Here is a 19,373-nt window from a genome sequence, read left to right on the forward strand (position 1 = left end):
CTTGCCTCGATCAATGCAGCCGTCCCCGGCGCCCTTCACGCCTTGATATTGTTGTCCTTCACCACCTTGCCCCAATAGGCGACCTGCTTGTCGAAGAAGGTCTTGAAGGCGGCGCCGTCCTGGAGCAGCAGCGTCATGTGCTGCGTCTCCTTGAGCTGGGTGGCGGTCGCGGGCTCGCTCAGGATCTCCTTGGACGCTGCCGCGAAGGCCGCGACGATGTCGGGCGGCGTGCCGGCGGGGGCGAAGATGCCCCACCAGGCCAGCGTCTCGAAATCGGGAAAGCCCGCCTCGATCGCGGTCTGCGTATCAGGCAGGGCCGCCAGCCGCTCGCGGCCGAGCTGCAGGACCGGATGCAGCATGTTGGTGCCGAGCTGGGCGGCGACCAGCGCCGCCGATCCCGCGATGAGATCGACATGGCCGCCGAGCACGTCGTTCATGGCCGGCCCGCCGCCGCGATAGGGCACGTGCATGATCTCGACGCCGGCCTTGCTGCCGAGCACGGTCATGGCGAGATGGCCGAGCGTGCCGATGCCGACGGAGGCATATTTCACCGCGCCCGGCGTTGCCTTGCAGGCCGCCACCACGTCGGCAAAGCTCTTGTAGGGACGGCCGGCGCCGGCCGCGATCACGTAAGGCGCGGTGCCGACCAGCAGCACCGGCATCAGCTCGCGCTCGACGTCCACCGGCGGCTTGTCGAGGATCGACGGGATCACCGCGTGGGAATCGAAGGTGACCAGGAACGAGGTGCCGTCCGCCGGGCTCTTGGCGACCTGCGCGGCCCCGAGCGCGCCGGCCGCGCCGGACTTGTTCTCGACCACGACGATGCGGTTGAGCTTCGTCTGCAGGCTGGCCTGCAGCAGTCGCGCCATCGCATCGGTCGAGCCGCCTGGCGGAAACGGCACCACCAGCGTGATCTTGCCGGCCTGCGCGCGCGCCGGCGTCAATGCGAGAATGGCCGGTGCGGCCAGCAGCGTCCGTCGTGTGATCGTCATGGTCCCCTCCCTTTTGTTTTGCGCCCGGCTTTTTGCTCTTTGGCGCTGACTAGGTCGTGCCGAAGCCCGACCCCGCTTTCTTGTATTCTGGCCGAGGCGGACTGAAGATGTCCAGCACGCGGGCTCCGTCGGGGCCGGCGCGCATCGTGTGCGGCACGTGGCCGGGCGTGCGCCAGAAATCGCCCTTCTTCACGGCGATCTCCTCGTCACCCTGGACGCGGATGGCGGAGCCGTCGAGCAGCACGCCCCATTGCTCCTCGGGGTGATGATGCAGCGTGCCCTGCGCATGCGGCGCCAGCGTCACCACCGACAGCATCGCCTGCTCGCCGGAGAAGATGCGCGTGGTCACGCCCGCCGCGAGCTCGCGGAACAGGCCGTCGGCGGGATTATCGATGTTGTGGAATTCGTCCTTCTGGCTCATGCCGTCCTCCCCTTGCGTTTTGCTTCCGATCAGGACTTGCCGTAGGAGCCCTGATATCGACCCTCGCGGATCGCCTTCATCGTCTCCTCCTCGCGCGCGATCTGGGCGCGCACGGCTTCCAGCAAGGCGGCCGCGCCCGCGGCAGGAAACGACACCACACCGTCCTCGTCGCCGACCACGATGTCGCCGGGCGCAATCACGCTGCCGCCGATCGAAACAGGCACGTTGATCTCACCAGGACCGTTCTTGTAGGGGCCGCGATGGATCACCGCGCGGGCGTAGCAAGGAAAGTCGTCGGCCGCGAAGGACGCGACGTCGCGGATCGCGCCGTCGATGACGTAGCCTTCGGCTTTGCGCCATTGCGCGATGTTCTTCATGATCTCGCCGACCAGCGCGCGGGTCTCGTCACCGCCGCCGTCGACCACGATGACGTCGCCGGGACCGACCAGCTCGAGCGCGCGATGGATGGCGAGATTGTCGCCGGGGCGGGTCCGCACGGTGAAGGCCGTCCCGACCAGCTTAGCGCCGCGATGATAGGGCTTGAGCCCGACCGCGCCGGGGAGCCGGGCGAGATTGTCTGAAATGACCGAAGTCGGCGCACCGCGAAAGCCCTCGATGATCTCGGCCGGCGGCTTCGGCACGCTGTTCGCTGCGATGGTGATCGTCATGTCCCAAAAATCCTTCCGTCAATTACTCGGCGTGCGCCGGCGCCTTGGCCGGCATGATGCGGAAGGCGCGCCCTTCCTTCATCCATGCTGCGCGCTCGTCGCGCAACAGCGTTCTGCGAACCTTGCCCGAATCGTCGCGCGGCGGCGCGCTAACGATCTCGAAGCTCTCGGGGTGCTTGTAGCGGCTGAGCCGGTCCTTCAGGAAATCCGCCATGCCGTCGGCGATGGCCTGGCCGTCCGCATCCGCCTCCGGCTCGATGATGGCGTGCACGCGCTGGCCCAATTCCGGATCGGGCAGCCCGACCACCACGCAGGAGCGCACGCCGGGCGCTTCGGAGACGGCGGCCTCGACCTCGGCCGGGTAGATGTTGGCGCCGCCGCGCAACACCATGTCGGCGAGCCGGTCGCCGAGATAGAGATAGCCGTCCGCATCCAGCCGGCCGATATCGCCGAGCGATTCCCAGCCGTCGCTGCGGCGCTTCGGCTCGGCGCCGAGATAATGATAGGTGGCGTCCTTGCCGTCATTGTTGAGGAAATAGATCTCGCCGGTCTCGCCGGGCGCGACGTCCTTGCCGTCCTCGCCGATGATGCGAAGCTTCGCCATCTCGCCGATCTTGCCGACCGAGCCCTTGTGCGTCAGCCAGTCCGTACCCGAGATGATGCAGGAGCCCTGGCGCTCGGTGCCGCCATAGAGCTCCCATATCCGCTCGGGCCCGAGCCAGGCGATCCAGTTCTCCTTCAGCCAGGGCGGCATCGGAGCCGCCATGTGAAACACGGTCTGCAGGCTCGACAGATCATAGGCGTTGCGCACGTGCTCCGGCAGCGCCCAGATCCGGTGCATCATGGTCGGCACGAAGTTGACCCATTGCACGCGCTCGCGTTCGATCTGGCGCAGCGTCTCCTCGGCGTCGAACTTCGTCAGGCCGGTGAGCTGGCCGCCGGTGAACAGCGCGTAATGCGACACGATGAACGGCGCGTTGTGATAGAGCGGGCCGGGATTGAGCAGCGAGACGCCGAAGGGAATGCTGAGCGGCGGCGCGGCGACGGTGTCGGTCACCGCCGGCTGATGATCGAGGATCACCTTCGGCCGCCCTGTCGAGCCGCCCGACGTCATGGCCTTCCAGTAGCGCGCGACCGGCGGGTTGAGCGGCTTGTCCGAAAAGCCTTGCGGCACGAAGTCGGCGGGCAGACGGTTCGGCGCGTTCCAGTCGGCTTCGCCGCCGACCACCAGCGCGGGCTTGAGAATGTCGAGCACAGCTGCGGCTTCGCCGCGCGGCAGCCGCCATGACAGCGAGGTCGGCGTTGCCCCGCACTTCCACACCGCGAAGGACGTCTCGAAGAACGCATTCCCGTTGGGCAAGCCGATCGCCACGAAGTCGCCCGGCTTGACGCCCTTGGCCATGAACGCCCGCGCGCGTCGATTGGCGCCGCGCTCGAGCTCGTCCCATGTCAGCGTATCCTGCCCGTGACGGATGGCAATCGTGTCTTGCGGTTTGCGTTCGGCATACCAGCGTGGGACATCGGACAAAGGCAGCAACATCGAGCGTTTCCATTTTCGTGTTCTTGGCGTCGCCTCAGGTGAGGCGCCAGCAAGGCGAAGAGTAGCAGCTTGCCAGCTCCGCGCTGTGACTCCTACGCCACGTCAAGCCCAAAATGTCAGCATCCCAGCCATGAAATTCCCGGGTTCCAAGGGTGACAAGCCGGCGATAAAGAGGCAAAAATCTGGCTCGACTCAGTTGGGGTTGAGTTTTCCAGGGAATGCTCTCGTAGAATGTCGTCAGTAATTGCATTGCGTCGTGCGGCGCTTTTTCTCGTTGCCGCAGCAGGGTCTCTTCTGCTGACGCACACGCATGCCCAGGCGCAATGGTGGAAACGCGCGCCGGTCGACTTCGAGGAATGCGCGGACGCCGCCGAGAAGGCCGCGACCAAGGCCGAGAAGACCTCGGCGCTCGCCAATTGCAACGCCAAGTTCGCCGGCCGCCGCAAGGCAGGGGGCGGCTATTCCTATTACGACTTCCTGCAGGATCGCACCTTCGACATCGCCGGGCCCAACCCGACGCCGGAGGAGCAGAAGAAGATCGACGAAGCCTACACCGCCTATCTCGCCAAGGAGCGGCGCAGCAACGAGGCGGCTCAGGCCATGGCGCGCCAACAGCGCGAGCAGCAGGAGCAACAGGCGCAGCGGCTTCAGCAGGTCGCGCTGCGCACCGAGGTCGAGCGCGTGCCGGTACCGGTCGAGCGGCCGAAGGTGCAGCAGACCGTTGGCCAACGAAAGGGCGGACCCTGCACCAAGGGCTCCTTCTCCTGCGAATGGCCACGGCTCTCGGAAGGCCTGAACGACCTGAAGAAGCTGTTCAACCCGACGCCGAGCAAGCCGGCGAAGAAGGGCTGAGCTCGTAGGCCTCGGCTTCATTCCGCTGCCGCCACACACTCCGCTGTCGTCCCGGACAAGCGTGAGCGCAGATCCGGGACCCATAGCCACAGGAAGACGTTGTTGCGCGCGCAGGCAACCACGAGTCTTCGCCAAACTTCTCCCTGTGGTTATGGGTCCCGGATCGGCGCGCGCTTAGGGCGCGCTTGTCCGGGACGACGGCGGAGAATGTGCCTCAGCTCTTGTGCTTCTTCTTGCCGTGCTTCGGTTTGGCCACCGGCACATCCGCCGGCGCCGTGACCGTCGGCGAGCTGCCGAGTTGCGACCTGCTCTCCTGCAAGCGCCTGTCATAGCCCGGAGAGGTCTGGACCGTCGGTGGCCTTGCATAGGCCCGCGTCGATGCGACGCACACCATTGCCAGCGCCAGTCCCGTCATCCAACAACGCTTCATCGCGTTCCTCCTCCTCGCTCAGGCCACGCCACGGATCTGCTGCGGCGTCAGCCGCGGCGGACCGTTGCCGGCGGCTTCGGCCTCCCTGATCAGCGCAACAATGCGGCGCATCAGCGGCACGTCGACATGGTTCTGCTCGGCGAGCGCGATCACGGCTCCTTGCAGATAGTCGATCTCGGTCCTGCGGCCATGTTTCAGGTCCTGCCACATCGAGGAGCGCGCCTCGGGATCGATCTTCATCGTCCGCCCCAGGATCGCTTTGAAGACCGCATCCGGCAGCCGCAGCAAGGTCGGAGACCAGTTCATCGGGATCGGCGTTGCCGAGACCGGCGTGATGCCGGCGGCCTTCAACGCGGCGAGCCCCTCCGCCATCTGGTCGGCGAACAATCTTCGCCAGTCGCGGCTCGCCAATTGCGCGGCGAGCGGCATGTCCGACAACGCGCTGAGGGCATTGTTCAGGTTGATGATCAGCTTGCCCCATTGCACGCCGGTGATGTCCTTGCTCGCGCGCACCGCAAGACCCGGGACCGAAAGCGTAGCGGCGGTGTTCCCGGCGTCCGCGCCGATATGGATGTCGCCGGAGGTCGAGCGGTGGAAACGCCCCTCGCCCATCCCGATCACGTTGAACGGCACCATGCCGGCAAGCACGCGGCGGCCGTCGAGACGCTCGCGCAGCACCGCAACGTTGCCGACACCGTTCTGCAGCGAGACGATCACCGCATCCTCGGGCGCATGCCACGCGATCTGGTCGGCGACATCGGCGGTGTCGGCGCTCTTCACCGTCACCAGCACGATGCCTGCACTGTGAAGGATCGCCGGATCCTCCGACAGCGCGAGCTGGCCCGCGCCGAGCTTCTTCTCGGTGCCGTCGAAATCGGTCAGGAGCAGGCCGAACCGTTCGATCTCGGTCTTCACCCGCGGCCGCGCCAGCAGTGCGACACGGCGGCCGCCGGCCGCCAGCATGCCGCCGACGAAACAGCCGATGGCGCCGGCGCCGGCCACCACGATCGGTCGATCCGCAACCACTGAGCTTGCTCCCCGAATGACCGGCCTTCGATAGCAGAGGCAAGGCCGGCAACCAATCGCGTCGCATTCGACTTGTAACGGTCATGAGTGCCCCATATGTTTTCCCCCCGGGGGCAGTCAGCGGCGAGCATTCGCCGGACGAGACGCCAAAGGAGAGCACCATGGGTCTACTCGACGTCCTCAACGGCATGCAGAACGGCCCGCGCGGTCCCTCGACGCCAAGCTCCGAGAAATCCTCCGGCGGCATGTCGCCCATGACCATGGCGCTGCTCGGCCTGCTCGCCTGGAAGGCGTTCAAGCATCTGACCGCGGGCCAGCCCGGGGCGGCGTCGGGATCGCAGCAGCGCTCGCCGCTGCCGCCTCCGACGCCCGTGAATACGACCGGTAACGCGCTTCCCGGCGGCATTGGCACGGGTGGTCTCGGCGATCTTCTCAAGGGCGGGCTCGGCGGCCTGCTCGCGGGCGGCGCGGCCGGCAGCGTGCTGAGCGGCGGCCTCGGCGATCTTCTCAACCAGCTTCAACAGGGCGGCCACGGCGACACCGCGAATTCCTGGGTCGGCAAGGGCCAGAACAAGCCGATCGCACCGGGCGACCTCGCCAGCGCACTCGGCGCCGACCAGATCGAGAGCCTGTCCGCCCAAAGCGGCCTGTCGCGCGACGAGCTGCTCAACGGCCTCAGCCAATATCTGCCGCAGGTGATCGACCATCTGACGCCGGACGGACGGCTGCCGACCGAGAACGAGATCTCGGGCAGACTCTAATCAGACCTCGATCGACGCTTTCGGGAAGGGGAGCACACTCATGAGCATGGGCGGCCTGTTGTGGATCATCGTCGTCGGCTTCATCGCCGGCCTCATCGCGCGCTGGCTTGCACCGGGGCCGAACAATCCGAGCGGCTTCATCCTCACCACCATCCTCGGCATCGCCGGCGCGTTTCTGGCGACCTTCGTCGGCCAGGCCATCGGCCATTACAGCCCCGATCAGGGCGCCGGCTTCATCATGGCCACGATCGGCGCGGTGGTGGTGCTGTTCATCTGGCACCGGCTGGTGGCGAGCGGCGTGATCAAGGGGTGACCAAGACTCGGTGTCGTCCCGGACAAGCGCGCACTAAGCGCGCGCAGATCCGGGACCCATACGCCGCAGCAGGAGTTTGGCGAAGACTCGGAGTTACCAGTTAGCGCAACAACCACTCCCTGTGGTTATCGATCCCCGCGCCCCGTGCGCAATTGCGCACTAGGCGGGGATGACAGCGGAGATTGGAGCGCGAGCTCACGTAATCAGATGCATCCCCGCATCCATGCGCACGACCTCGCCGGTCATGTTGCTGGAGGCCGGCATCGCCAGGAAGCAGACCAGCTGGGCGATGTCGTCCGCGCTTGATGCGACCTTCAGCGGCACCTTCGCCACCACGCTGTCGCGCACCTGCTTGGCGCCGGCCTCGCCGCGACCCTTGGTGAACCAGGGCGTGTCGATATAGCCGGGGCACACCGTGTTGACGCGGATCAGCGGCGCCAGCGCGCGCGACAGCGACAACGTCATGGTGTTGAGCGCACCCTTGCTGGCGGCGTACGCAATCGAGGAGCCGACGCCGCTGATGCCGGCGACCGAGGACACGTTGACGACGGCGGAGGGCCGCCCCGAAGCCTTGGCGCCGGCCTCGAGCAGGCTGCGTGCGGCGCGCACCATCTGGAACGGGCCGATGGTGTTGACCCCGTACAGGCGCTGGAAATCTTCAGCCGACAGACCGTCGAGATCGGCGTGAGCGACATGCTTGGTGGTGCCGGCATTGTTGACGAGGATGTCGAGCCGGCCCCAGCCGCTCGCGGCCGCAACGATCTTGCGGCAGTCGTCGTCCTTTGACACGTCGCCCTGTGCGACCAGCACCTCCGCCGCGCCGGCCTTGCGGCAGAGCTCGGCCGTGGCCTCGGCTTCCTTCTGGCTCGACGAATAGTTGATGAGAAGCCGCGCCCCGCTCGCTGCGAGAATTGCCGCCGTTGCAGCGCCAAGGCCGGAGGCAGACCCCGTCACGATTGCGCACAGATTGTCGTTGGCCATCTCGATTTCCTTCCCCGTGTCGCTGATGCGAGCCCTAGATGAGTTGACCCTGTTTAGCGAGTTTGCGGCGCCCTGCAAATCGACCAAACTCCGCTAAGCGGAATTAGCCTCCTATTGATCCTTGCCCCATGCCCGCGCCGCAGGTTGACCTGCGATCAACGCTTGTCAGGGCCATGGCTTTTTCGGATCATCGGGCGCAAGAAGACTTACCAAGAAGACCTGCGCGGCTCGCTCGACCAGGCGGGACGCGCCAACGGAAAAAGCACGGGGAACGCTGTGGCGGAGAGTGACAACATCGTCGTCGAGACCGCGGAGAAGATCTTCGCCGATCTCGCCGATCCGCAAACCATCAACAACGACAAGAAGAACGCCTGGCAGTCGCCGCTTTGGCAGGCGCTGAGCGAAGCCGGCCTGCCGCTGTCCTGGGTGCCTGACGATCTCGGCGGCTCCGGCGCGAGCCTCGCCGACGGTTTTGCCTTGCTGAACGCCGCCGGCCGCTTCGCGGTCGCGGTTCCCCTGGCCGAAACCATGCTGGCGGGCTGGCTGCTGGCGCGGGCGAAGATCGCCTCGCCCGAAGGCGAGATGACGGTGCTGCCGGCCTCTCCGAAGGACCGCATCTCCCTCGCTGCCGACGGCTCGCTCTCCGGCCGCGCCCGCGGCGTGCCTTTTGCGAAAGCGGCCAAGCATTTTGCGGTGCTCGCGCAGGGCAAGGACGGCGCGGTGATCGCGCTGGTCGATGCCGGCAGGGGCCGGATCGAATCCGGCCTCAATGTCGGTTACGACCACAGCGACACCGTGACGCTCGACAAAGTCCAGCCGGTCACCATCAAGCCGGCGCCGGATGGCGTTGACCAGACCACCCTGATGCTGATGGGCGGCGTTGCGCGCAGCCTGCAAATCGCCGGCGCGCTGGAATCGATGCTCGACATCTCCGTGCGCTATTCCAACGAGCGCGTCGCCTTCGAGAAGAAGATCTCGAAATTCCAGGCGGTGCAGCACAACCTCGCCCGCCTCGCCGGCGAATCCGCCGCAGCGCTGGCGGCCGCGACCTCGGCAGCCGACGCCATCGCCAACGCCGAGGCGTTCGACGATGCGGTCTATCTCGAAGCCGCCTCGGCCAAGATCCGTTGCGCGGAAGCGGCCGAAAAGGGCGGCGCCATCGCGCATCAGGTGCACGGCGCGATCGGCTTCACCATGGAGCACATCCTGCACCGCTACTCGCTGCGGGCGCTGGCCTGGCGCGACGATTTCGGCTCGGAGAGCCACTGGGCCGTCGAGCTCGGCAAGCTGGTCGCAAACCGCGGCGCCGACGAATTGTGGCCGCTCGTGGCGTCGCGCTGATCAGGGAAAGACACACATGACCGCTGCCCTTCGTTTCGACCCGATCCGCCTGCCCGAAAAGTGCGAGCAACTCCGCAAGGAAGTGCGCGCCTTCCTCGCCGAGGAGATCGCCGCCGGCACCTTCGATCCGCACAAGCCCAACCGCGAAGACACCGACGCGCCGGAATTCTCCCGCCGGGTCGGAGCCAAGGGCTGGCTCGGCATGACCTGGCCGAAGAAATACGGCGGCCAGGAGCGCTCCTTCCTCGAACGCTACGTCGTGACCGAGGAGATGCGCGTCGCCAACGCGCCGACGCGGCGCTTCTTCGTCGCCGACCGCCAGAGCGGGCCGGTGCTGATCAAATACGCGCCTGAGCACATCAAGATGGAGATCCTGCCGCGGATCTGCCGTGGCGAGATCTGCTTTGCCATCGGCATGAGCGAGCCGAACTCCGGCTCCGATTTGTTCGCCGCGAAGACGCGCGCGACCAAGACCGACGGCGGCTATCTCATCAACGGCACCAAGATCTGGACCTCGTCGGCGCACATCGCCGACTACATGATCGCGATCTTCCGCACGTCACAGCCGACCAAGGAAAACCGCCGTCACGGCCTGACGCAGTTTTTGGTCAAGATGAAGCAGCCGGGCATCGAGGTGAACCCGATCGGCCAGATCACCGGCCAGTACGAGTTCAACGAGGTCGTCTTCACCGACTTCTTCGTGCCCGATGACCACGTGCTCGGCGAGGTCGACGGCGCCTGGAAGCAGGCGACCAGCGAGCTCGCCTATGAGCGCTCCGGCCCCGAGCGCTTCCTCGAAACCTATTACGTGCTGACCGAGTTGGTCCGCGCGGTCGGTCCCAACCCGGACACGCGCAGCGCCGAAGGCATCGGCCGGCTCGTCGCCCAGCTTCACACCATGCGGCGCATGTCGGTTTCGGTCGCGGGCATGCTCGAGGCCGGCAAGGAGCCGGTGGTCGAGGCGTCCATCGTCAAGGACATCGGCACGGTCTGGGAGCAGCAGCTTCCGCACCGCGTGCGCGATCTTGCGGCCTTCGTCGAGGAGACCGCGACCAATCGCGAGACGCTGGAGCGCCAGCTCGACTTCGCGATCAAGACCGCACCGAAACTCACCATCCAGGGCGGCACCACGGAAGTGCTGCGCGGCATCATCGCCCGCGGACTTGGTTTGCGCTAGTCGCGCAGGACCGGGCTTGCGCTAACGCTTCGAGGACATCATGAGCACCTATAAAGATATCGGCGTCGAGAAGGTCGGACACGTCGGCACCATCGAGATCCGTCGCCCGCCGCTGAACTTCTTCGACATCTCGCTGATCAACCAGATCGCGGATGCGCTCGACGAGTTCGACCGCGACATCGAGATCCGCGCCTCGGTTCTCTCGGCGCAGGGCAAGGCGTTCTGCGCCGGCGCCAACTTCCAGGATCCGGCACGGCAGGCGCAGGAAGCGCGTGAAAGCGAGAAGAAGGGCGACCCCGCCGACAGCCTCGGCGCGATCAACCATCTCTACATCCAGGCCGTGCGCATCTTCCGCGCCAAGAAGCCGATCGTCGCCGCCGTGCAGGGCGCCGCCATCGGCGGCGGCCTCGGCCTTGCCGTGTCGGCGGATTTCCGCGTCACCTGCCCCGAAGCACGCTTCTCCGCGAACTTCACCAAGCTTGGCTTCCATCCCGGCTTCGGCCTGACGACGACGCTGCCCGAGCTGATCGGCAAGAACAACGCCGAACTGATGTTCTACACCAGCCGCCGTGTCACCGGCGAAGAAGCCGTCAAGTGGGGCCTCGCCAATGTGCTGGCGCCGCAGGACCAGGTCAAAGCGGAAGCGATGAAGCTCGCAGGCGAGATCGCCGAATGCTCCCCGCTCGGCCTGCTCTCCACCCGCGCCACCATGCGCAACGGACTTGCCGACCGCGTGATGGCCGCGACCAATCACGAGCTCGCCGAACAGACCCGCCTGCGCGCGACCGAGGATTTCAAGGAAGGCGTGAAAGCCACGGAAGAGCGGCGCGCGGCGAACTTCAAGGGAAGGTGAGTCCTTTCTTCCTTCTCCCCTTGTGGGAGAAGGTGGCGCGAAGCGCCGGATGAGGGGTCTCTCTCCGAGCTTGATCCTCTCACGATGTGTACGCCGAGAGAGACCCCTCACCCGTCCCGCCGCTATCGCGGCGGGCTACCCTCTCCCACAAGGGGAGAGGGCTTAACTTCGCCGCCCCACCACCAATGCATCGACGATCGTCGCACCCTGCCCCTCCGGATGCACCAGCACCGGGTTGAGCTCGATCTCCGCGATCTCCTGTGCGTGCCTCGCGGCGAGCACGGAGATATCGGCGATCAACTCCGACAAAGCCCAAACATCCGCCTTCGCAGCCCCGCGAAATCCGTTCAGTAGCGGCGCCGCCTTCAATCCCGCCAGCATCGCACCGGCCTCTTCCGCGCTCACCGGTGCCGGACGATAGACCACGTCCCGAAACAGCTCCGTCGTGATGCCGCCGAGGCCCACCATCACCATCGGACCAAAGGTCTCATTCGTCATCGTGCCGACGATGATCTCGACGCCCTTCGGCGCCATTGGCCCGACCAGCACGCCCTGGATGTCCGCCTCCGGCCGATGCTTGCGCGCATTGTTGAGCAAGGCTTCGAATGCGAGGAACGCCTCGCCCTTGGTGGTGATGTTGACGCGGACACCGCGGACCTCGCTCTTGTGCGCGATGTCCGGCGACTGGATCTTCATCACCAGCGGAAGACCGACGCGGGCGAGCGCGTCGTCGAGCCCGGCCTTGTCCTTCACCAGCACCTCGTCCGGCAGCGCGATGCCGGCGGTGCGCAGCATCGCCTTGCTGTCGGCTTCGGACAGGGAGCGCGATGCAAGATGCGCGGAGAGATCGCGTGGCGGCAGCCGCGCCTCGTCCGCTGGCTTCGGCAGCTTGAACCCGGCGTAATCGACCAGCCGGCGCAGCGCGACGCCGACATGGGTGAGGCCCGAGAGCACGACGACGCCGGATTTGGCAAGCTCGCGCCGCGCGAAGTCGGAGGGCACCGTGTAGGAATAGAACACCACCGGCTTGCGCTGCGCAGACAGCGCCGGCTTCAATTCCTCGTCCTTGAACGGCTTGCGCACCTCGCTCGACAGCGACAGCACGACCAGGATCGCATCGACCTCGTCGGAGGCGGTGAGCACATCGACACTTTTCTGCAGGCCGCCTGACGTCACGCCCTGCGCGGTGACGTCGATCGGATTGCGCGCCGAGCCGTAAGACGGCATCAATGTCTTGATTCCGGCCTGGATCTGCTCGGAGAGCTCCGGCACCTGCAAGCCTTGCAGCGCGACGGCATCGGCGCCCCAGATGCCGGCGCCGCCTGAGACGGTGACGACGGCAACCCGGTCGCCCTTCGGCAGCGGATTGCTGACGAGCAGAGCCGCGATCGTCAGGGCTTCGTCGAGGTCGTTTGAGACGATGAAACCGTATTTTGCGAACACCGCGTCATAGGCGGCCGACCAGCCGGCCATGCTCGCAGTATGCGAAGCCGCGGCACGCTGGCCGGCGCCTGAACGGCCGACCTTGGTGACGATGACGGGCTTCTTGATCTCCGCGGCGCGGCGTGCGGCAGCGAGAAATTTGTCGACGTCGCGAATGCCTTCGATGAACAGCAGGACGACGTCGGTCGAGGGATCCTGCACCAGATAATCCAGGAACTCGCCGGCGCCGAGGTCGGATTCATTGCCGGCGCTGACGACGTAACTGACGGCAACGCCGAGCGCCCGCGCGCGATGATAATAGGCAAAGCCGATGCCGCCGCTCTGCGCGACAATGCCGATCCGCCGCGTCGTCGCGTCCAGCGGCACCACACCAGGCTTGACGTCGACGGCCGGACTGAATGTCGCCGCCACGCGCTGCACCTGGCTGAAGAAGCCCTCGGCATTCGGACCGGAGATCCGCATCCCCGTACGTTTTGCCAGCGCCGCGATAGCATCCTGCATCGCCGCGCTGTCGCCGCCTTCCTCGGCAAAGCCGGAGGAGATGATGACGGCATTCCCGACGCCGGCGGCGGCGCATTGCTCGAGCGCGGCGAGCACGGCGCGGGCGGGAATGATGACGACGGCAAGGTCGATCGGCGCGCCGATCTCCGCGATCGATTTGTAGCAGGGGAGCCCGTCGATATCGGCGTAGTTCGGGTTCACCGGGTAGATCTTCCCGGGATACTCGTTCTTGCGCAGCATCGACAGTAGCCGGCCCGGGATCTTCTCGTGATCCCGCGAGGCTCCGATCAGCGCGATGCTGGCGGGCGCGAAGAAGCTGTCGAGCGGATGCGGCATGAGGTGATCCCTTCTTCGTGCAAACGCCGCACTGTCTTGCCCGTCATCCTGAGGCGCCGGAGCATAGCGGAGGCCTCTAAGGATGCACGGCCACCAGCCGGGCCGCCCATCCTTCGAGGCTCCCGATGGGGCGCTTCACGCCCCATCACTCGCACTCAGGATGACGGATTGAGAGCTACGAAGGCAAGAGCTCAAGCTACAAGCCGGAACGTCACCCCGCCCAGCAGGAACTCATTGCCCGCCACCGCAAGCCCCCTCGCCTTCGCGGCATGCAGCACGCTCGCAGGATCGGTCACCCGAAACTCCAGCGCGCTCATGATCTCGCCGGCGCCCTTGACGAAGCGGAACGTGGCATTGGGCAGCTTCAACTCGGAACTATCCGCCGCGACGCCGATGATCTTGCCCCAATGCTCCGCCAGCCCCTGCGGGTCCGGGCTCTGCATCTCGACCGCGACCAGCGCCTGCGTCACGTCCTTGCGGATGGACTTTTGCCAGTCCGGTCCCGCCGGCGGGTACGCGCCCAGAATATCATCGCTGCCTTCGGTGTGGTTGAACTCGATGAAGGCGGCGCGGCAGTCGCGGGGGTGGAGCTGCACGCCGTGATAGGGCGCGTGGTCGATGACGTTGGCGGTACGCACGCCCATCGCGTTGGCGCGGCGGCCGTGCGCGTCGGGATCGTCGCAGCAGAAGATCGCCATGTAGCCACCGCGACCGCCGGTCTTCTCGATGAAGCGGCCGGCCGTGGTGCCATCCTTGAAGGGGGCGACCACCTCCAGCAGGATGGTGTCGACCGGGAGCAGCGCGTTCTCCAAGCCGTACTTCGCGACATTGCCGTCACGGTAGCAGACGGAAAGGCCCATGATCTCCGCGATGTCGGAGATGACCGGCGCAAGCTGCGGCGCAACCAGGCAGATCTGTCGCAGCCGCATATAGGGCGCCATGGTCATGCGCCCTTGAAAGTCGGCTTGCGCTTTTCGACGAAGGCCTTGGCGGCTTCCTTGTGGTCCTCGGTGTCGCCGCAGCGGGTGTGATGGATCGCCTCGCCGTCGAAGCAATCTTCGAGCGGCAGATGCTCGGCATTGTTGATGTTGCGCTTGATGAAGCCGAGCGCGATCGACGGCCCCTGCGCCAGCGACAATGCGACCTCGTGCGCGGCGGCATCGATCTCGGCGTCTGGCACCACCTTCGTCACCATGCCGATCGTATGCGCTTCCCTGGCGGTGAGCACCGGCGACATCAGATAGAGCTCGCGCGCCCGCGCGCTGCCGATCAGCTGGGTGAGGAAATAGGTGCCGCCGTAATCGCCGGAAAAGCCGACCTTGGCAAAGGCGGTGGTGATCTTGCAGGATTCGGATGCGATGCGCAGGTCGCAGGACAGCGCCATCGACAGGCCGGCGCCGGCCGCGGCGCCATCGAGCTGCGCCACCACGGGCTTCGGCATCTGATGCAGGATGCGCGAGACCTCCATGCCGCGGCGCAGATTCGCCATCTTCACTTCGAACGGCAGCGGCGCGCGGCCGGCCGCCATCGACTTGACATCGCCGCCGACGCAGAACGAGCCGCCGGCGCCCTTGAACAGCACGGCGCGCACCTCGGGATCGTCGGCCGCACGCCGCGCCGCTTCGACGAGCCCGGCCACCATCTCGGGGTTGAGCGCGTTCTTCCGCTCGGGGCGGTTCATCGTGATGGTGAGCAGCCCGCCTTCGAGCTTCTGCAGGACCATGTCGTTGCTCACTGGGCGTCTCCTTGTTGTTTTGCTCCGTCATTCCGGGGCGCGCGCAGCGCGAGCCCGGAATCCATTTTTCGACCGTCACTGCTGCCCGATGGATCCCGGGTTCTCGCTTCGCGAGCCCCGGGATGACGACCTATTGTTGGGCGCGCTCGTCGTCACGACGGCTCACGCCGTCACTTCTTCACCAGCGGGCAGCGCGACTGCTCCAGCGACTGGAAGGCTTCGCTGCCGGGCACGGTGGCGAGCAGCTTGTAATCGTCCCAGCGGCCTTTCGACTCCGACGGCTTCTTCACCTCGAACAGGTACATGTCGTGGATCATGCGGCCGTCGTCGCGGATCTTGCCGTTCTTGGCGAAGAAGTCGTTGATCGGCGTTTCCTTCATGATCTTCATCACCGCCGCCGCATCGGTCGTGCCGGCCGCCTTCACCGCCTTCAGGTAATGCGTGATGGAGGAATAGACGCCGGCCTGCGCCGAGGTCGGCGGCCGTTTCACGCGCTCCTGGAAGCGCTTGGAGAAGGCGCGCGTCTCGTCATTCATGTCCCAGTAGAAGGCTTCGGCCAACAGCAGGCCCTGCGCGGTCTCGAGCCCGATCGAGTCGATGTCGGTGACGAAGGCCAGCAGCGGCGAGACCTTCTGGCCGCCCTTGGTGATGCCGAACTCGGCCGCCTGCTTGATGGCGTTGACGGTGTCGCCGCCGGCATTGGCGAGGCCGATCACCTTGGCCTTGGAGGCCTGCGCCTGCAGCAGGAAGGACGAGAAATCCGACGTATTGAGCGGATGGCGCACGCTGCCCAGCACCTTGCCGCCGGTCTTGGTGACGACGGCGCTGGTGTCCTTTTCCAGGTCCTGGCCGAAGGCATAGTCGGCGGTGAGGAAGAACCAGCTGTCGAGGCCCGACTTCACGGCCGCAAGGCCGGTGACGTTGGCCTGGCCGTAGGTGTCGAACACGTAATGGATGGTGTAGGGACCGCAGGCCTCGTTGGTGAGGCGGATCGAGCCCGGGCCGTTAAACATGATGATCTTGTTGCGCGCCTTGGCGATCTCGCCGGCGGCAAGCGCGGTCGCGGAGGCCGCGACGTCGTAGATCATCTCGACGCCCTGGTTGTCGAGCATGTCGCGGGCGATGTTGCCTGAGAGATCGGCCTTGTTCTGATGGTCGGCCGCGAGAACCTGGATCTTGCGCCCGAGCACCTCACCGCCGAAATCCTCCACGGCCATCTTGGCCGCGGTCTCGCTGCCGGGTCCGGTGATGTCCGCATAGAGGCTCGACATGTCCAAGATGCCGCCGATCTTCAGCGGCGGCTTGTCCTGGGCCTGCGCAGCGGCGCTCGCGCTCAACGCAAACGCTGCGGCAAAAATGCCGGACATAATATTCTTCATGGAAAAGATCTCCCTTTATCGCCTGTCTCTGAATGGCGGCTTGGTTATTGGTGTTGCCGCAATCATGCCGCATGCGCAACAGCGCAGCAAGCGCGAGGTGCGATGGAGATCGATGATCATTGCGTGCTTTCCGCAAAGCGGAATGACGAGAGGACGAAAGATCTCTCCACGTCATTGCGAGCGCAGCGAAGCAATCCAGAGTCTTTCCGCGGAGGGATTCTGGATTGCTTCGCTGCGCTCGCAATGACGGAATGCGACGAAGCCTCTTCGCGACCCGCTACGCTTGGGTTAAAACCAGAGCGCAACGCAACCTCTCCGGGTCACGTGACGCGACTGCTTCATCTCATCGCCGCATTCATCCTCGTCGCGAGCCGCGCCGCGCTCGCGACGCCATGCCAATTCGAGTCGCAAGGCGAAGGCCGCGTCGCCGCGATCGTCGATGCGCGCAGCGTGCGTCTCGATGACGGCCGCGAAATCCGCCTCAGCGGCATCGAGCCCACGGCGAACACCAGGCAGGCCCTGACATCGCTGCTCGCCGGCCGCGACGTCAGCTTGCGCGGCACCGACGACACGCCGGACCGCTACGGCCGCCAGGGCGCGCTGGTCTTCATCGGCGAGAGTGAGGCCTCCGTGCAGGCCATGCTGCTGGCCCAGGGCGACGCCCTGGTCTCCGCCGAAATCACGGACAAGGACTGCGCCGCCGCCCTGATGGCGGCCGAAGCCGCGGCACGGCGCCAAAAAATGGGCAGTTGGGCTGACCCGTCGGCCATAAAAAACGCGGAAAGTCCGGACGATATTTTGGCGGGGATCGGGCGTTTTATGGTGGTCGAGGGTAAAGTCCTGTCGGTCCGGCAAGCTGGGGCAATGACCTACCTCAACTTCGGACGAAACTGGACACGGGGCTTCGCCGCGACTATTTCAAAGCGCACGCTAGCGGCGTTCGAAAGCGCCGGCATCACCCCTAAGTCCCTGGAAAGTAAGCGTATTCGAGTCCGGGGCTGGGTCGAGGGAAGTACGGGACCGCGGATCGATGTGCGGCTCGTGGGACAGGTCGAGTTGCTGGGCGCAAACGAGCCGACAGGGGAAAGGCCCTAAAGCAGGGCCAGGCACGGGTTAAGCGACGTGAATGGGGTGCTAGAACGGCACGTACGGACTGAAGGCCGCCGCCTGCGGGCTGCGCCGGCCGTGCTTTGCCTTTTGCTGGGCACGGCGCTGGCGGGCTGCGGCGACATGGGCCGGTTCCAGACCGCCGCTGTCCCGGCGACCGTCGCCATGCCGAAGCCGAAGCCGGCCGTCGCGCAAACCCCCGCCACCGAGAAGGAGCACGAGCGCATCCTGGCGAGCTATGGCGGGACCTATGACGATCCCCGGCTCGAATCGCTCGTCAGCAAGACCGTCGACCGGCTCGTCGCCGCCTCCGACCGTCCCGACCAAGGCTACCGGGTCACCATCCTCAATTCCGGCGCGGTGAACGCCTTCGCGCTGCCGAACGGCCAGCTCTATGTCACGCGCGGCCTGCTCGCGCTCGCCAGCGACACCTCTGAATTGTCCTCCGTGCTCAGCCACGAGATGGCGCATGTGCTGTCCAAGCACGCCGCGATGCGCGAAGACCAGGCCCGCCAGGCCGCGATCGTCACCCGTGTCGTCACCGACATGAGCAACGACCCCGACCTCACCGCGCTGGCGCTGGCCAAGACCAAGCTCACCATGGCGAGCTTTTCGCGCAAGCAGGAGTTCGAGGCCGACGGCATCGGCGTCGGCATCTCCGCCAAGGCGCATTTCGACCCTTATGGTGCCGCGCGATTCCTCTCGGCGATGGAGCGCAATGCCGAGCTGAAGGCCGGCAAGTCTTCGCTCGATCCGCGCGCGCAGGATTTCACCTCGTCGCATCCGGCAACCCCGGAGCGGGTGCAGAACGCGCAGACCATCGCGCGGCAATACACCGCGCCTGAAGGCGCCGAACGCGACCGCGAGACCTATCTCGCGGCGATCGACAATCTCGTCTACGGCGAAGACCCCAGCGAGGGCTTCGTCCGCGGCCGCCGTTTCCTGCACCCGAAGCTCGGCTTCACCTTCCAGGCGCCTGATAATTTCACGCTCGACAACACCGCACAGGCCGTGATCGGCGTGCGCGAAGGCGGCGCGCAGGCGATGCGTTTCGACGTGGTGCGCGTACCGGCCGAGCAGTCGCTCGGCGACTATCTCAATTCCGGCTGGATGGAGGGCGTCGAGAAGGCGTCCACCGAGGATGTCACCATCAACGGCTTCCCGGCCGCGTCGGCCACCGCCAAGGGCGACCAGTGGCAGTTCAAGGTCTACGCGCTGCGCTTCGGCAGCGACGTCTACCGCTTCATCTTCGCGACACGGCAGAAATCGACAGAGAGCGAGCGCAACGCGCGCGAGACCGTCAATTCGTTCCGCCGCCTGACGCTCGACGAGATCCAGGCAGCGCGGCCGCTGCGCATCAAGGTCATCACCGTGCAGCCCGGCGACACCGTGGAATCGCTGTCCCACCGCATGGCCGGCGTCGATCATCCCGCCGAACGCTTTCGCGTGCTGAACGGGCTCGATCGCACCGCGCAGGTGAAGGTGCGCGATCGCGTGAAGGTCGTGGCGGATTGACC

Annotated in this window: 20 protein-coding genes; 9 read left to right on the forward strand and 11 right to left on the reverse strand. The window is 66.0% G+C overall.

Annotated features, from left to right (window positions below; all coding sequences use genetic code 11):
* Positions 1-35: 35 nt before the first annotated feature.
* Genes QRQ56_RS30300 through QRQ56_RS30315 form a run of 4 tightly spaced genes read right to left on the reverse strand, consistent with a single transcriptional unit; the run spans position 36 to position 3,621 of the window.
* Positions 36-992: a tripartite tricarboxylate transporter substrate-binding protein gene (locus QRQ56_RS30300; protein WP_438744931.1), complete on the reverse strand. Its 957-nt coding sequence runs from the start codon at positions 990-992 to the stop codon at positions 36-38.
* Positions 993-1,041: 49 nt separating this feature from the next.
* Complete coding sequence (locus QRQ56_RS30305) at positions 1,042-1,413, reverse strand: cupin domain-containing protein (RefSeq protein WP_438744933.1); 372 nt, start codon at positions 1,411-1,413, stop codon at positions 1,042-1,044.
* Positions 1,414-1,442: 29 nt separating this feature from the next.
* Positions 1,443-2,081 (reverse strand): RraA family protein, encoded by a 639-nt coding sequence (locus tag QRQ56_RS30310; RefSeq protein WP_438744935.1) that lies wholly within the window; start codon positions 2,079-2,081, stop codon positions 1,443-1,445.
* A gap of 22 nt (positions 2,082-2,103) precedes the next feature.
* Positions 2,104-3,621 carry an AMP-binding protein gene (locus QRQ56_RS30315; protein ID WP_438744936.1) on the reverse strand — a complete coding sequence of 506 codons (1,518 nt, stop codon included), beginning with the start codon at positions 3,619-3,621 and terminating at the stop codon, positions 2,104-2,106.
* Positions 3,622-3,852: 231 nt separating this feature from the next.
* Here QRQ56_RS30315 and QRQ56_RS30320 point away from each other — a divergent pair, with 231 nt between their 5' ends.
* Positions 3,853-4,473 carry a hypothetical protein gene (locus tag QRQ56_RS30320; RefSeq protein ID WP_438744937.1) on the forward strand — a complete coding sequence of 207 codons (621 nt, stop codon included), beginning with the start codon at positions 3,853-3,855 and terminating at the stop codon, positions 4,471-4,473.
* 214 nt (positions 4,474-4,687) lie between these two features.
* On the opposite strand, the gene QRQ56_RS30325 is transcribed toward QRQ56_RS30320, so the two are convergent.
* Both QRQ56_RS30325 and QRQ56_RS30330 read right to left on the reverse strand, forming a co-directional pair.
* Positions 4,688-4,903: a hypothetical protein gene (locus tag QRQ56_RS30325; protein ID WP_438744938.1), complete on the reverse strand. Its 216-nt coding sequence runs from the start codon at positions 4,901-4,903 to the stop codon at positions 4,688-4,690.
* A gap of 18 nt (positions 4,904-4,921) precedes the next feature.
* Positions 4,922-5,929, reverse strand: coding sequence for a 2-dehydropantoate 2-reductase (locus QRQ56_RS30330; RefSeq protein ID WP_438744939.1), 1,008 nt, complete (start codon positions 5,927-5,929; stop codon positions 4,922-4,924).
* 161 nt (positions 5,930-6,090) lie between these two features.
* Here QRQ56_RS30330 and QRQ56_RS30335 point away from each other — a divergent pair, with 161 nt between their 5' ends.
* Together QRQ56_RS30335 and QRQ56_RS30340 are read left to right on the forward strand one after the other, a co-directional pair.
* Entirely contained in the window at positions 6,091-6,690 is a 600-nt protein-coding gene (locus tag QRQ56_RS30335; protein ID WP_438744940.1) for a YidB family protein, read from the forward strand.
* Positions 6,691-6,730: 40 nt separating this feature from the next.
* Entirely contained in the window at positions 6,731-7,003 is a 273-nt protein-coding gene (locus tag QRQ56_RS30340) for a GlsB/YeaQ/YmgE family stress response membrane protein (RefSeq protein ID WP_083636342.1), read from the forward strand.
* Between the two features lie 195 nt (positions 7,004-7,198).
* Here QRQ56_RS30340 and QRQ56_RS30345 read toward each other — a convergent pair whose 3' ends face one another.
* Positions 7,199-7,984 carry an SDR family NAD(P)-dependent oxidoreductase gene (locus tag QRQ56_RS30345; protein WP_438744941.1) on the reverse strand — a complete coding sequence of 262 codons (786 nt, stop codon included), beginning with the start codon at positions 7,982-7,984 and terminating at the stop codon, positions 7,199-7,201.
* A gap of 276 nt (positions 7,985-8,260) precedes the next feature.
* Here QRQ56_RS30345 and QRQ56_RS30350 point away from each other — a divergent pair, with 276 nt between their 5' ends.
* From QRQ56_RS30350 to QRQ56_RS30360, 3 genes are read left to right on the forward strand one after another with little or no spacing between them, the layout of a single operon-like run.
* Positions 8,261-9,325, forward strand: a complete 1,065-nt coding sequence (locus tag QRQ56_RS30350; protein WP_438744943.1) for an acyl-CoA dehydrogenase family protein — start codon at positions 8,261-8,263, stop codon at positions 9,323-9,325.
* A 16-nt stretch (positions 9,326-9,341) separates the two neighbouring features.
* Complete coding sequence (locus tag QRQ56_RS30355; protein ID WP_438744944.1) at positions 9,342-10,502, forward strand: acyl-CoA dehydrogenase family protein; 1,161 nt, start codon at positions 9,342-9,344, stop codon at positions 10,500-10,502.
* Between the two features lie 40 nt (positions 10,503-10,542).
* Positions 10,543-11,355 carry an enoyl-CoA hydratase/isomerase family protein gene (locus QRQ56_RS30360; RefSeq protein ID WP_438744945.1) on the forward strand — a complete coding sequence of 271 codons (813 nt, stop codon included), beginning with the start codon at positions 10,543-10,545 and terminating at the stop codon, positions 11,353-11,355.
* Positions 11,356-11,517: 162 nt separating this feature from the next.
* Here QRQ56_RS30360 and QRQ56_RS30365 read toward each other — a convergent pair whose 3' ends face one another.
* The 4 genes from QRQ56_RS30365 to QRQ56_RS30380 form a co-directional block, all read right to left on the reverse strand.
* Positions 11,518-13,635, reverse strand: coding sequence for an acetate--CoA ligase family protein (locus QRQ56_RS30365; protein ID WP_438744947.1), 2,118 nt, complete (start codon positions 13,633-13,635; stop codon positions 11,518-11,520).
* 191 nt (positions 13,636-13,826) lie between these two features.
* Positions 13,827-14,576 (reverse strand): hypothetical protein, encoded by a 750-nt coding sequence (locus QRQ56_RS30370; RefSeq protein WP_438744989.1) that lies wholly within the window; start codon positions 14,574-14,576, stop codon positions 13,827-13,829.
* A gap of 2 nt (positions 14,577-14,578) precedes the next feature.
* Positions 14,579-15,370: an enoyl-CoA hydratase gene (locus tag QRQ56_RS30375; RefSeq protein WP_438744948.1), complete on the reverse strand. Its 792-nt coding sequence runs from the start codon at positions 15,368-15,370 to the stop codon at positions 14,579-14,581.
* Positions 15,371-15,540: 170 nt separating this feature from the next.
* On the reverse strand, positions 15,541-16,749 hold the full coding sequence (locus QRQ56_RS30380) for an ABC transporter substrate-binding protein (RefSeq protein ID WP_438744949.1): 1,209 nt from the start codon (positions 16,747-16,749) through the stop codon (positions 15,541-15,543).
* On the opposite strand from QRQ56_RS30380, the gene QRQ56_RS30385 reads away from it, so the two are divergent.
* The 3 genes from QRQ56_RS30385 (at position 16,748) to QRQ56_RS30395 (ending at position 19,371) form a co-directional block, all read left to right on the forward strand.
* On the forward strand, positions 16,748-16,996 hold the full coding sequence (locus QRQ56_RS30385; RefSeq protein WP_438744994.1) for a hypothetical protein: 249 nt from the start codon (positions 16,748-16,750) through the stop codon (positions 16,994-16,996). The two genes, QRQ56_RS30380 and QRQ56_RS30385, sit on opposite strands and share 2 nt — an antisense overlap.
* A complete protein-coding gene (locus QRQ56_RS30390; RefSeq protein WP_438744990.1) occupies positions 16,993-17,844 on the forward strand; it encodes a thermonuclease family protein in 852 nt (283 codons plus the stop codon). Before QRQ56_RS30385 ends, QRQ56_RS30390 begins: the two co-directional genes overlap by 4 nt.
* 135 nt (positions 17,845-17,979) lie before the next feature.
* The gene (locus QRQ56_RS30395) at positions 17,980-19,371 is read left to right on the forward strand and encodes a M48 family metalloprotease (RefSeq protein ID WP_438744991.1); all 1,392 of its coding nucleotides are present in this window, start codon (positions 17,980-17,982) and stop codon (positions 19,369-19,371) included.
* Positions 19,372-19,373: the final 2 nt, after the last annotated feature.

It is taken from the genome of Bradyrhizobium sp. U531 (genome assembly GCF_051710265.1).
In the GTDB taxonomy this organism is placed as follows: Bacteria; Pseudomonadota; Alphaproteobacteria; order Rhizobiales; family Xanthobacteraceae; genus Bradyrhizobium.

Excerpts from the sequence above, each read along its gene's own strand:
- QRQ56_RS30385 (WP_438744994.1), top strand. The coding sequence starts at position 16,748 with ATGGAAAAGATCTCCCTTTATCGCCTGTCTCTGAATGGCGGCTTGGTT.
- QRQ56_RS30315 (WP_438744936.1), bottom strand. The coding sequence starts at position 3,621 with ATGTTGCTGCCTTTGTCCGATGTCCCACGCTGGTATGCCGAACGCAAA.
- QRQ56_RS30305 (WP_438744933.1), bottom strand. The coding sequence starts at position 1,413 with ATGAGCCAGAAGGACGAATTCCACAACATCGATAATCCCGCCGACGGC.
- QRQ56_RS30395 (WP_438744991.1), top strand. The coding sequence starts at position 17,980 with ATGGGCCGGTTCCAGACCGCCGCTGTCCCGGCGACCGTCGCCATGCCG.
- QRQ56_RS30300 (WP_438744931.1), bottom strand. The coding sequence starts at position 992 with ATGACGATCACACGACGGACGCTGCTGGCCGCACCGGCCATTCTCGCA.
- QRQ56_RS30365 (WP_438744947.1), bottom strand. The coding sequence starts at position 13,635 with ATGCCGCATCCGCTCGACAGCTTCTTCGCGCCCGCCAGCATCGCGCTG.
- QRQ56_RS30360 (WP_438744945.1), top strand. The coding sequence starts at position 10,543 with ATGAGCACCTATAAAGATATCGGCGTCGAGAAGGTCGGACACGTCGGC.
- QRQ56_RS30345 (WP_438744941.1), bottom strand. The coding sequence starts at position 7,984 with ATGGCCAACGACAATCTGTGCGCAATCGTGACGGGGTCTGCCTCCGGC.
- QRQ56_RS30355 (WP_438744944.1), top strand. The coding sequence starts at position 9,342 with ATGACCGCTGCCCTTCGTTTCGACCCGATCCGCCTGCCCGAAAAGTGC.
- QRQ56_RS30380 (WP_438744949.1), bottom strand. The coding sequence starts at position 16,749 with ATGAAGAATATTATGTCCGGCATTTTTGCCGCAGCGTTTGCGTTGAGC.
- QRQ56_RS30320 (WP_438744937.1), top strand. The coding sequence starts at position 3,853 with ATGTCGTCAGTAATTGCATTGCGTCGTGCGGCGCTTTTTCTCGTTGCC.
- QRQ56_RS30340 (WP_083636342.1), top strand. The coding sequence starts at position 6,731 with ATGAGCATGGGCGGCCTGTTGTGGATCATCGTCGTCGGCTTCATCGCC.
- QRQ56_RS30370 (WP_438744989.1), bottom strand. The coding sequence starts at position 14,576 with ATGGCGCCCTATATGCGGCTGCGACAGATCTGCCTGGTTGCGCCGCAG.
- QRQ56_RS30335 (WP_438744940.1), top strand. The coding sequence starts at position 6,091 with ATGGGTCTACTCGACGTCCTCAACGGCATGCAGAACGGCCCGCGCGGT.
- QRQ56_RS30390 (WP_438744990.1), top strand. The coding sequence starts at position 16,993 with ATGACGGAATGCGACGAAGCCTCTTCGCGACCCGCTACGCTTGGGTTA.
- QRQ56_RS30310 (WP_438744935.1), bottom strand. The coding sequence starts at position 2,081 with ATGACGATCACCATCGCAGCGAACAGCGTGCCGAAGCCGCCGGCCGAG.
- QRQ56_RS30325 (WP_438744938.1), bottom strand. The coding sequence starts at position 4,903 with ATGAAGCGTTGTTGGATGACGGGACTGGCGCTGGCAATGGTGTGCGTC.